10 protein-coding genes are annotated in these 12,121 nt (G+C 38.7%); 2 read left to right on the forward strand and 8 right to left on the reverse strand.

Annotation, left to right across the window (positions count from 1 at the left end; all coding sequences use genetic code 11):
* Nucleotides 1–21 precede the first annotated feature (21 nt).
* The 5 genes from kdpE to kdpA are packed head-to-tail and all read right to left on the reverse strand — an operon-like array spanning nucleotide 22 to nucleotide 7,803.
* On the reverse strand, nucleotides 22–705 hold the full coding sequence (gene kdpE / locus ABN212_RS08680) for a two-component system response regulator KdpE (RefSeq protein ID WP_100158294.1): 684 nt from the start codon (nucleotides 703–705) through the stop codon (nucleotides 22–24).
* Nucleotides 702–3,422: a two-component system sensor histidine kinase KdpD gene (kdpD, locus tag ABN212_RS08685; protein WP_349443115.1), complete on the reverse strand. Its 2,721-nt coding sequence runs from the start codon at nucleotides 3,420–3,422 to the stop codon at nucleotides 702–704. The genes kdpE and kdpD overlap by 4 nt, the downstream gene beginning before the upstream one ends.
* Nucleotide 3,423: 1 nt before the next feature.
* Complete coding sequence (gene kdpC, locus ABN212_RS08690) at nucleotides 3,424–4,020, reverse strand: potassium-transporting ATPase subunit KdpC (protein ID WP_102086679.1); 597 nt, start codon at nucleotides 4,018–4,020, stop codon at nucleotides 3,424–3,426.
* A gap of 10 nt (nucleotides 4,021–4,030) precedes the next feature.
* Nucleotides 4,031–6,088: a potassium-transporting ATPase subunit KdpB gene (gene kdpB / locus ABN212_RS08695; RefSeq protein WP_349443116.1), complete on the reverse strand. Its 2,058-nt coding sequence runs from the start codon at nucleotides 6,086–6,088 to the stop codon at nucleotides 4,031–4,033.
* An 11-nt stretch (nucleotides 6,089–6,099) separates the two neighbouring features.
* A complete protein-coding gene (gene kdpA, locus ABN212_RS08700) occupies nucleotides 6,100–7,803 on the reverse strand; it encodes a potassium-transporting ATPase subunit KdpA (RefSeq protein WP_349443117.1) in 1,704 nt (567 codons plus the stop codon).
* A gap of 413 nt (nucleotides 7,804–8,216) precedes the next feature.
* On the opposite strand from kdpA, the gene ABN212_RS08705 reads away from it, so the two are divergent.
* Complete coding sequence (locus tag ABN212_RS08705; protein ID WP_198632146.1) at nucleotides 8,217–8,804, forward strand: DarT ssDNA thymidine ADP-ribosyltransferase family protein; 588 nt, start codon at nucleotides 8,217–8,219, stop codon at nucleotides 8,802–8,804.
* Nucleotides 8,801–9,781: a macro domain-containing protein gene (locus tag ABN212_RS08710; RefSeq protein ID WP_198619487.1), complete on the forward strand. Its 981-nt coding sequence runs from the start codon at nucleotides 8,801–8,803 to the stop codon at nucleotides 9,779–9,781. Before ABN212_RS08705 ends, ABN212_RS08710 begins: the two co-directional genes overlap by 4 nt.
* Before the next feature lie 72 nt (nucleotides 9,782–9,853).
* Here the strand turns inward: ABN212_RS08710 and dmsD are convergent, their stop codons facing one another.
* The 3 genes from dmsD to ABN212_RS08725 all read right to left on the reverse strand — a co-directional run bounded on the left by dmsD (nucleotide 9,854) and on the right by ABN212_RS08725 (nucleotide 12,117).
* Nucleotides 9,854–10,465 (reverse strand): Tat proofreading chaperone DmsD, encoded by a 612-nt coding sequence (gene dmsD / locus ABN212_RS08715; protein ID WP_198619488.1) that lies wholly within the window; start codon nucleotides 10,463–10,465, stop codon nucleotides 9,854–9,856.
* Nucleotides 10,466–10,640: 175 nt separating this feature from the next.
* On the reverse strand, nucleotides 10,641–11,498 hold the full coding sequence (locus tag ABN212_RS08720; RefSeq protein WP_198625646.1) for a DmsC/YnfH family molybdoenzyme membrane anchor subunit: 858 nt from the start codon (nucleotides 11,496–11,498) through the stop codon (nucleotides 10,641–10,643).
* A gap of 1 nt (nucleotide 11,499) precedes the next feature.
* The gene (locus ABN212_RS08725) at nucleotides 11,500–12,117 is read right to left on the reverse strand and encodes a DMSO/selenate family reductase complex B subunit (protein ID WP_023582154.1); all 618 of its coding nucleotides are present in this window, start codon (nucleotides 12,115–12,117) and stop codon (nucleotides 11,500–11,502) included.
* Nucleotides 12,118–12,121 lie beyond the last annotated feature (4 nt).

Genomic DNA, 12,121 nt, shown 5'->3' on the forward strand with positions numbered 1-12,121 from the left:
GTCATTATGTTATAGAAAATATTAAGGCATAAATCGATAGCCGATCCCCGTTTCTGTCATTAAATGCACTGGACATGCGGGATCGGTTTCTAGTTTTTGGCGTAAATGTCCCATATAAATGCGCAAATAGTGACTGTGTTCAACGAAATTAGGTCCCCAAACATGTTGCATTAAATGCCGTTGAGTAAGCACTTTACCGCTGTTATTAACCAATTCGCTTAGCAAACGAAATTCTGTTGGTGTTAAATGAACGGGTTCATTTTGACGAGTAACAATACGATTAACCCAATCAATTGTAATATCGCCAAACGTAAATTGTGTGCTCTGTGTTTCTTGTTTAACAAAACGGCGTAGTGATGCTCTGACTCTGGCGAGTAGTTCACTGATGCCAAAGGGTTTAGTCAGATAGTCGTCCGCTCCTGCATCAAGCGCTTTCACTTTATCTTGTTCCGAATCTCGCGCTGAAAGTACGATAACGGGTGTACTACTCCATTGGCGAAAGTCTTGAATAAAACACAGCCCATCTTTATCAGGTAAACCCAGATCAAGAATGACTAAATCAGGTTTTCTTGATGCGGCTTCAATTAACCCACGTTGACATTCATTGGCTTCATAAACACGAAATCCTTCGTTCTCTAAAGCAAGCCGAACAAAGCGTAAGATCTCTTTTTCATCTTCAATAATTAAAATGTTATATGGAGTCACTGTTTTATTTCAATCACATCAATATCAGGGAGTGATTTTAAAGGTAAAACAAAGTGGAAACTTGCTCCACCTTTTTTATGGTTTTCAGACAAATTAAGGTTTTCAGCCCAGATTTCACCTTCATGTAAGCGAATAATCGCGCTACATATTGCTAGACCTAATCCAACACCAGGAATTGCGGATTCTTTTACTGCGCGTGAAAATTTATTAAAAATAAGTTGTAGTTGGTCAGTTGGAATACCATCGCCTTCATCCCACACTTCAACATGAATTTTAGAAGCTTCAATATAGGCTCTTACTCCAATCTTTGTGCTTGATGTCGTATATTTCACTGCATTTTCAAGTAAGTTCGTGATAACTCGTTCAATTAAATTACCATCGCAATAGAGCAATAAATCAGCGGAAATATCAATTTCTAATGGATGTTTATCAAGTAAATAAGAGAGAGAACGAATGGCACTTCCTGTAATTTCTTGCAACGAATTCCATTGTAAATTCACTTGAATGCCGCCAGATTGAATACGTGCCATATCAAGTAAATTATTGACCAAGCGTGAGGTGGTAAGGATCTGTTGTCGAATTTGGCTAACTTGTTCTGTATGAGATGAACCTTCAGCGCTTAAATCGAGAAGTAAAATCTCTGATTGTCCAAAAAGAACAGTAAGCGGTGTTTTTAAATCATGAGAAAGTGCAGCCAATAATGCATTTCTTAATTGTTCTCGTTCGATGTTAATTCGAGATTGTTCTGCAATTTCAGCCTGTTGTAATCGCTCGAGTGCATTAGCAATCAGACCATTAAAAGTTTGCAATAGCTGCTGTTGTTCAGGGATAAGCAGTTGGCGAAGATTATTCGGTTCAATCGCTAAAATAGCTAAAACTTGTTGAGAGGCAGTAATCGGATGCAATTGATAAGGCACACTTGGCAGAGTATCTGTGCCTGCACCAGCAATTTGGTCTTTATCACAACACCAACGTGCAATTGCATTATCAATAGGTAAATGCCCCATACCTTGCGCATAAAAAGGTGTTAATTCACCTTGTTTGTTGGGAAGCAATAAGCAAACTTTGGCATCAAACGCACTTGATAAAAAATGGTAACTGGTACGAACAACGTCTTGTAACGTTACCGCTCGACCCAGTTCTCTTGTCATTTCAAATAAGTGGCGAGTGCGTTGTTCTCGATAACGGGCGACACGAGTTTGATAACGCATACCCGCAGTTAAATTACCGACCACTAATCCTACAATAAGCATGACGGTGAAAGTGATCAAATATTGCATGTCGAGTACAGCGAGTGAAAAGTGGGGCTGTACAAAAAACAAGTCAAAACTAATAACGTTGATTAATGCTGCAAAAATAGAAGGACGACGACCAAAAAAGAGTGCAATTAATACAACACCCAATAAATAGAGTGTCACTAAGTTGGCTTTATCAAGGGCTAATAGAAATGTGCGAGAGAATAAGGTTATCGCTAAACATAATCCAATCGCTGTTAAATAGCCTTTTATCTCTTGTCGCCATTTATCATTTTGCAGTGGTGCTGTTTTGGTTTTATAACGAATGTCCTCATCATTGAGAGCAACACTAATAACATGGAGGTCGGGTGCATAACGTGCTAATTTTTCTGCAAAACGCATCCGTATCCAACGTTTTAACCATTGCCATTTTTGGTAAGCACGTTGACCAATAATCACTTTTCCAAGATTATGCTCTCTGGCGTAGCGGATCACCGCTTTTTCAGCTTGATTATCAGAAAGGATCGCGGTTCTTGCACCTAGATGTTGTGCCAGTTTTAGCGAGTGTAAAATAGCTCGGCGTTTATGCTCTCCAATTTGATGAAGCTTAGGAGTTTCAACATAAATAGCATGCCATTGGCAACCAAAAGCGGCAGCATAACGCGCTGCCGTGCGAACTAATTTGTCGTTACCGCCATGAGCACCAAGGCATACCATCAGACTATCTGTGGTGTGCCAAACAGGAGCCGTTCCTTGGCTATCTCGAAACTCTTTAACTTGTGTATCAACTCTATCTGCCATACGGCGTAAAGCTAATTCTCGTAGTGCGATTAAATTACCTTTACGAAAAAAGTGTTCGATGGCCCGTTCTGCTTGTCCAGCTAGATATACTTTGCCTTCATGCAACCGTTGTTGTAGATCATCAGGCGGTAAATCCACCATAACCACTTCATCAGCACTATCAAAAATATAGTCAGGGATCGTCTCTTGGACACGAATTCCTGTAATACTTCCCACGATATCATTAAGACTTTCAATGTGTTGCACATTTATTGTGGCAAGTACATCAATACCTGCATCCAACAGCTCTTCCACATCTTGCCAACGCTTAGGATGCCGGCATTTATGAGGGTTACTAAATGCCAGCTCATCCATTAAGATCACCGCTGGGTGTCTGGCTAATGCGGCATCTAAATCAAATGCGACAAGCTTTCTACCATGATGATGAATACGTTGTGGCGGCAATAAAGGTAATCCGTGAAGTAATGCCGCCGTTTCTTGTCTTTGGTGCGTTTCGACAATACCAGCAAGCACATCAATACCTTGCTGGTGGAGGCGTTGAGCTTCTTGCAACATGGTGTAAGTTTTCCCTACACCTGCACAAGCCCCAAAAAATATTTTTAGTCGTCCACGAGTTGTTGTTCGCGTTGAAGCGAGTAAATCATCGGGTGAGGGACGTTGCCATTGTTGGTCATGTTCCATTTTATTGAACACTCACTCTTTTGTGTTTTTCTGCACTTAATCTATCAAGTGCCTGATTAAGCTTAAAGACATTAATCACAGGCTCACCTAAAAATGAGATTAATGGTGTTGTCGTATTCTCTTTTATTAATTGCTTAATCTCATCTTTAGTGAGTTGACGAGAGTGTGCAATATTTTCAACTTGGTAATAGGCCGCTTGTAATGAAATATGAGGATCAAGTCCACTCCCTGATGCGGTCACTAAATCAACAGGAACAGCCTGATCATTATCAACCGCTTTTTGCCACATTTGAACGCGTTTCGTGACCTCATTAAGCAATAATGGATTTGAAGATGCTAATTGGCTAGCGCCTGAAGCCATGCTGTTATAGGGCATTTCTGACGTCATTGATGGACGACTTTTAAAATAATCATCCCGTGTAAATTGTTGCCCAATAAATTCAGATCCAATGAGCTTGTTATCTTGATAAACCAATGAACCATTCGCTTGCCATGGGAAAATAAGATTGGCTAATCCTGTAACAAGCAAAGGATAGGCGAGTCCGGTTATTAATGTGAGTAATAATAACATTACTAAGGATGAACGAAATAGATGCATATAGAGCTCCTTAAAACCCAATAAACGCTAAGATCATATCGATGATTTTAATGCCAATAAAAGGGACTAATAATCCGCTGATCCCATATAAAGAGAGGTTACGGCGCAATAATGAATGCGCAGAAACAGGGCGATAATGCACACCTTTAAGGGCAAGAGGGATCAAAAAGACAATGATTAAGGCATTAAAAATAACCGCAGATAGCATGGCAGATGCTGGTGAATGTAAGTTCATGACATTAAGCATGTTGAGCTGTGGGTAGGTGACAGCGAAAGCCGCAGGAATAATGGCGAAGTATTTGGCGATATCGTTGGAAATACTAAATGTGGTTAAAGCGCCCCGTGTCATTAGCATTTGTTTACCAATATGCACAACTTCGATTAATTTTGTTGGATTAGAGTCTAAATCGACCATATTTCCCGCTTCTTTGGCAGCTTGAGTGCCTGAATTCATGGCAACAGCGACATCCGCTTGCGCCAAAGCTGGAGCATCATTAGTACCGTCACCCGTCATTGCGACTAATCGACCTTCTGATTGATATTGGCGAATTAATGCCAGTTTTGCTTCAGGTGTTGCTTCAGCCAGAAAATCATCAACACCAGATTCTGCTGCGATAGCCGCCGCCGTAAGATGATTATCACCGGTGATCATGACGGTTTTTATACCCATTTGGCGAAGTTGAGCAAAGCGCTCTTTAATTCCACCTTTCACAATATCTTTAAGTTCAACAACACCTAAAATTTTCTGATTTTCCACTACCACCAGCGGTGTTCCTCCGGATCTCGCTACTTGCTCAACTATCGCGGTGACTTCATCAGGAAAATGGCCGTGACTGACTTCAATATGGCGACGAATAGCATCAACGGAACCTTTGCGGATCAAGCGCTCTCCTAAATTGACACCACTCATTCTTGTCATTGCAGAGAAGGGAATAAAAGAAGCTCCAATTGATGCTAAATCACGTTCGCGCAAATTAAAACGCTGTTTAGCGAGGATCACAATACTTCTGCCTTCGGGCGTTTCATCTGCAAGCGAGCTTAATTGTGCTGCATCAGCAAGTTGTTTTTCGCTAATACCCGAAAGAGGGATAAAACGAGAAGCTTGACGGTTACCGAGTGTAATCGTGCCTGTTTTATCAAGAAGTAAGACATCAACATCACCGGCGGCTTCAACAGCACGCCCACTGGTTGCAATCACATTGGCATCTAACATGCGGCTCATTCCCGCCACACCAATTGATGAAAGCAAGCCGCCAATCGTTGTGGGAATAAGACACACCAACAAAGCAATTAAAGTGACAACAGAAATAACCTCACCATGACCTTGAAATTCGACAGAAAACACACTAAATGGATAAAGTGTTATACAAGCCAATAAGAAAATCAGCGTCAGTGCAGTTAATAAGATGGTCAAAGCAACTTCATTCGGCGTCTTTCTACGCTTTGCACCTTCTACCATTCCAATCATGCGGTCGAGAAATGAATTACCTGCCTCAGCAGTGCAGCGAATAATCAGCCAATCTGACAATACTCGAGTGCCACCAGTCACAGAAGAAAAATCGCCACCTGATTCACGAATAACAGGTGCTGATTCACCCGTAATCGCACTTTCATCAACAGAAGCACCACCTTCAATGACTTCACCATCACAAGGAATAGTTTCGCCAGCGTTGACTAAAACGATATCACCTTTATGCAATGAGAAAGAGTCAACGGTTTCTTTCGAGGCATTAATGTCTGCATGATGTAAACGTATCGCTTTGGATTGTTGTTTAGCACCTCGTAAGCTAGCAGCTTGTGCTTTGCTTCGACTTTCTGCTAATGATTCAGCGAAATTGGCAAATAGCAATGTCACCCATAACCAAAACATGACTTGTGAAGTAAAGTGATTATCATCAGGAAGATAACCTAACAGCGAAGCAATCCAAATTCCGGTAGTTAAGAGCGCACCCACATAAACAATAAACATAACGGGGTTACGCCATTGTGCTTGAGGCGTACATTTTTTTATCGCATCAAAGAAAGCCGATATCACAGTTTTTCTGTCAAATAGTTGAGTTTTTTTCATGATACGTTTCCTTATTTAGCCCAGAACAGCTGTAGGTGTTCTGCAATAGGGCCAAGTGCTAATGCCGGAACAAAAGTTAAAGCGCCGATCATTAATACAGTGAGGATCAATAACAAAATAAATAGCGGTGAAGTGGTAGAGAGTGTTGCTAAGCTTTCTGGCTGACGCTTTTTCACGGCTAAACTACCTGCGATAGCTAAAACAGGTAACATGACACCAAAGCGACCAATCAACATGGAAAGCCCTAATAATAGATTGTAAAAAGGTGAGCTGGCTTGAAGCCCGGCAAAAGCACTACCGTTATTATTAGCCGCAGAAGTAAAAGCGTATAACACTTCACTAAAGCCATGAGGACCTGGATTTAAAATGGCTTCACGACCAACATCAGTAAATAAGGCGAGGGTTGTACCTAATAAAACAACGGCAGGAGAAATTAAAATAGCAACCGCTACCCATTTCATTTCGGCAACACCAATCTTTTTACCAAGGTATTCAGGTGCTCGACCAACCATTAATCCAGCGATAAACACCGCTAATAATACATAGAGGATCATGCCGTAAAATCCTGATCCTACACCACCAAATACCACTTCTCCTGTTTGCATTAACCACATTGGCACCATGCCACCCAAAGCGGTTAATGAGTCATGCATGGCATTAACTGCACCACAAGATGCCGCTGTTGTGACAGCAACAAAAATAGCACTACCGATTATGCCAAAGCGTGTTTCTTTGCCTTCCATATTCAGCGAGCTATCTGTACCAGCAAAGATAAATTCTGGATTTCCTTGCCATTCAGCCCAAGTGGCCACAATAACAGCAACAATAAAAATTAACGTCATAGCCCAAAGTAAGGTATGACCTTGGCGCTGTGCTCCACTTAAACGACCAAAGGCAAAACATAAGGCAGTAGGAATAAGAAATATGGCAAGTATCTGCAAGAAGTTACTTAATGATGTTGGATTTTCGTAAGGATGGGCAGAGTTTGCCGCGAAATAGCCACCGCCATTTGTTCCTAACAATTTAATGGCTTCTTGAGAAGCAACTGGCCCCATAGGTAACCATTGCTGTTGACCATCAAGACCTTGGCTTAATATCGCTGGGTGAAAGTTTTGTATTACCCCTTGGCTGACAAATAACAGTGACCAAACAATTGATAAAGGGAGTAGGACATATAATGTAATGCGCCCAATATCGACCCATGCATTCCCTAATGAGGAACAAGAGGACTGTGTTAGCGCTCTAATTAAAACAAAAGCGACAGCAATACCCGTTGTTGCAGATAAGAAGTTTTGCACTGCAAGCCCTGTCATTTGGCTTAAATAACTCACTGCGGTTTCACCGCTGTAAGCTTGCCAATTAGTATTAGTGATAAAGCTAATTGTGGTATTTAACGCTAAGTCCCAATTCATATTAGATGCAAATTGAGGGTTTAAAGGTAAATAGCCTTGGTTAAGCAGTATGACAAATAATAGAATTGCGCCCATTAAGTTAAAAATAAGTAGGGCAAGCATATAGTGATACCAGCTCATCGGCTGGATTGCTTTTCCTGCGGGCTTAAAACCACAACAACGCCAAATAACATGTTCGGTTTGAGTAACCCAATGAGGTAAGTCACCTTCAATAAGGCGAGCTAAATAATGTCCAAGCATTTTCCCCATCACTAATAATGTGATCAGAAAAACAGCAAGATAGATCAACATCGTTGTTGCCATTTTTAAAATGCCTCTGCGTGGAATAACACATAGATAAGATAAGCAGTGAGCAAAACAACTAACGTCACAGCACCGAATATCAGCATCAGAACAATCCTTTTACTATTTAGATTGAGTGAGCGTACTGAATGGGCTGTAAAGATGTTGATAAAAGAGAGGTGAGAAGTGTAAAAAAAGTATAAAAATGGGGATTATTCATAATAATGATATCGAAATGAAATTATTAAAAATGAATTTTAATAATTCACTTAATATAAAATCATTGATAATTAAAAATATGAATTAATATAAATGTAATTAGATTAATTAATGTGACAATATTATTTTTATAATGCATTGTTTTGTTCTCGACTTTATTTTAAATAAAATAAAGAATTGTTTAATTTAATTATTCCATTATATAAAGAGTTACTATGTCTGAAAATACTTCTATTCGCGACAAAGCCTTGCTTTACCATTTGACATGTCTAGATAATTTACCAAATATCTTAGAAACAGGATTGCGCTCAAGAGCTTCACTGAGTGATGATTTTATTGATGTAGCTGATGGAAATATAATACAAGGAAGAGAGGCAAAAACACTTGAACAAATGGTACCATTTCACTTTTTCGCCGGTAATCCATTTGATGGTCGCGTATTGGTTGACAATAAAGATCTTGATTTTTGCGTTATAACTGTTCGCCGTAATTTAGCTAAAGTTAATAATTGGAAAATAATTCCGGCACATCCTTTAGCGTCAGAGGGAGTGGATATAATGAGCTATGATGAAGGCATGGAAGCCATAAACTGGGAGTTATTAGATAAAAGAGATTATAAAGATACAATGTGTAAACTTGTTTGTATGGCGGAGTGTCTTTCCCCTGATACTGTTCTTGCAAGTTCTTTTTTCAATATTTATGTAAAAGATGCTAATATGGAAGATGTTGTGAGAGACTTATTGAAAAAAAATAAGTTAAATATACATGTCGATATCATGGAACATTTCTGCGTAAAAAAATGATTATATATTCTTCAGGTGATATTTTTGAATCGAATACAACCGCATTGGTTAATGCGGTTAACTGCCAAGGTGTGATGGGTAAAGGCATTGCCTATCAATTCAAAGAAAAATTCCCGAAAAATTTTATAAATTATAAAACCGCTTGTGATGAAAATAGATTTAAGATTGGCAATATTCTTATTACTAGCGAAAAAGGAAAATTAATTGTTAATTTTCCTACAAAAGATACATGGCGCAAAAAATCACAATATGAATATATCGAAAAAGGACTATTAACGTTAAAAGAAGAAATAATAAAAAGAAAAATTAACTCAATAGCATTACCACCATTAGGTTGTGGCAATGGTGGATTGGATTGGAACCGAGTAGAAGAACTCATTATAAATATATTTTCAGATTTAGAAAATGTCGATATTTTATTATATGCACCAATAACAAAAAATATAGATTCTAAAGATAAAGCTCTATTAAATATAGATCATTTAATTGTACTTTATGCTATGTCGCATCTTAAAGATAAAAGAAGATATAGCTTAAATACTTTATTTTATTTATGTCAGAAACTATCGGGTTATAACTCTTTTAATTTTAGTGTTGTTTACGGTAGAGCTTATTCAAATGATCTTGATGTTATTACGAATGATCTTAGAAATTTAAAAGAAAAACAAAGTGTTAATTTTGATTCTTTTATAGATAATTATATTAATACTCATATATCAAAAAAAATGGAAAATGAGTTTAAAAAAATAGTTCCAAAACTAAAAATCTATATTGAATTACTTAATGAGTTAGATGGAAAAGACGAATTTTCAGAACTAATTAATATAGTTGAAATTATTTCTAATAAAGATATTTTCACTTCCATTCTTTTGGAAAATAATGACACCAAAAAAGTGATAATCGAAAAAATGATTAATATAGGGTTTATCCAAGAGAATATATTAGGTCAATATGAATTTAACTATAATTTGAAGTAATATTATAAAAAACCAGCCATTAAGGCTGGTCTATCTATTAGTAACGCTATTTTGTTATTAGTAAAACAGTTATTAGCAAAATAACTGTTTTTCAGCAGGGGTGATATTTAGCAGAGATTGCCAGTTTTTTAGCGTTAATGTCGCCAGCATAGCTAAACCTTCATAATAAGGGAATGCACCTTGCAGAGATAACTTCTCTAAATAACGATAACCCCACGGCAGAAGGTGTTCTGCTAATAGCTCATTTAATTTTTCAGGACGAGTTTCTGCAATCCATGCCACCATCATCACCATTAAACCAAAATGATCTTCAGGTTCATTTTGAGTTAACGCAATATCAATGCCATTTTCTAGCATCCATTCACGTAGATCTAATGTTGAATTACCGAATAATACATTTTCATGATCAAGGTAAACAGAGCCCCAAGGTGGCGCAGGCAGTGCGTAAGGGCCAACAAATAAACGTTGATATGCCTGTGCTAAAGTTTCTTCCGCTAATGCAGTTTGTGAAAGAAGGTTAGCAATGCGTTGCTTTTCTTCATCACTGCCATAAGGCCATTCTTCAACCCACTTTTGACTAGACAGCAGCTCGACAATGTCACTTTTCTCAGTAGGTGCATAATAAAAAGCCGCGCCTAAAATACGGGCAGTGAGAGAAATATCAGTAATAAGTTGTTGTTCCATAATATTTTTATAATCCGCTTAGATTTATTGTCTTTACTATATGCGATTTTCTATCTAAACATAATGACGAAGATTAAAAAAGAGCGATACCGTAATATAAAAGGAAAACCGCCATAACAGATAAAAAGAGTGTGCTTTTTAACTATTACAGCGGTTTAGATGGGTGAAAAATTAATTAACCCACTACTGCCATGCCGACAGTCATATGTAAACCATAGAACACGCCGCGTCCTATAAACTCACCAGCAAACACTAAAATAAAGCCCAATGCTAACAAAGCAATCGAAGGGTTATTTTTACGTAACAGTGGGGCAATCCAACAACTCAAGCCTAAGACTAAAGCCACTAATTTAATCCCCATCAAAGCTCCATAGTTAGGGACTAAATCCACCGCTTTTTGCACAGAGGTTTGAATAGAACCTAATTCAAAACCTTGTGATGTTGCCACAATAGCACTCACAAGAATGGCGATAACACTGAGTAATGGCAATGCACTGACACAGTTTAGATTAAAACCTGCAATACGCATTAAGAGTGCCGCTAAAACAGGACCACAGATAAAGGCCGTTAGCACAAAATTAAATGTGGTATAGCTGTTATACCAAGTCGGAACAGTATCAATTTGGTATACACGAGAGATAGCCGTAATAAATAATGCAGCTAATACCATAACCAGTGCGACCCATAATTTGCCTAATGCAACAGGCATTTTATTAAGTACAGCCAGTAACCAGTAAATACCTCCCAGCGCAAAGAAAATTGAACCGCTAGCAATTTCATTACTTAATGATGAGTGACCCAAACGAAGTAATGAGTTAAATGCGCGTAATGGGGTTCCCATATGCATCATGGATAATAAGAAGCCAATACCCATTAATGCCCAGAGTCCAAACATGCTGTAATGCACTTTTCGGTTCATTTCTGCGGAAAGCTTACCCGAAAGGATAGCGCACCCCATAATAATAAAGGCACCCGCAACACTTTGGCCGATAACAGTAAAAAACATTAGTGGCCATTCATGCAATCCCACCATCTTACACCTCCTCTGGGTTTGCCAGATGACCAGTGGTATCACCCACAGGACGGCTATTGGCATTTAATTTAAGGACAATATTTGGTTTGGTGTATTTTGCTGAAGGAAGTGGTGCAATTTCAGCTAAATCACCATATTTAGCGCGTAACTCTTCAATAGGTGCCATATCTAATGCACGCAGTGGACAAGATTCGACACAAATAGGTTTTTTGCCTTCAGCCACACGTTCATAGCAACCATCACATTTGGTCATATGACCTTTGACTTCATCAAATTGCGGTGCGCCGTAAGGGCAAGCCATATGACAATAACGACAACCGATACAAATATCTTCATTAACAACAACAAAGCCGTCTTCACGTTTATGCATCGCGCCACTTGGGCAAACTTTGGCACAAGCTGGATCGTCACAGTGGTTACACGAAATAGATAGGTAATAAGCAAACACGTTTTGTGTATAAACGCCATCTTGCTCAGTCCAATCACCACCCGCATATTCATAAATACGGCGGAAATTCACTTCAGGGGATAAATTTTTAAAATCCTTGCACGCCAGTTCACAGGTTTTGCAGCCGGTGCAACGACTTGAATCAATATAAAAACCATATTGCGTTGACATAACC

Origin of the sequence: Proteus genomosp. 6, assembly GCF_040139785.1 — a bacterium.
In the GTDB taxonomy this organism is placed as follows: domain Bacteria; phylum Pseudomonadota; class Gammaproteobacteria; order Enterobacterales; family Enterobacteriaceae; genus Proteus.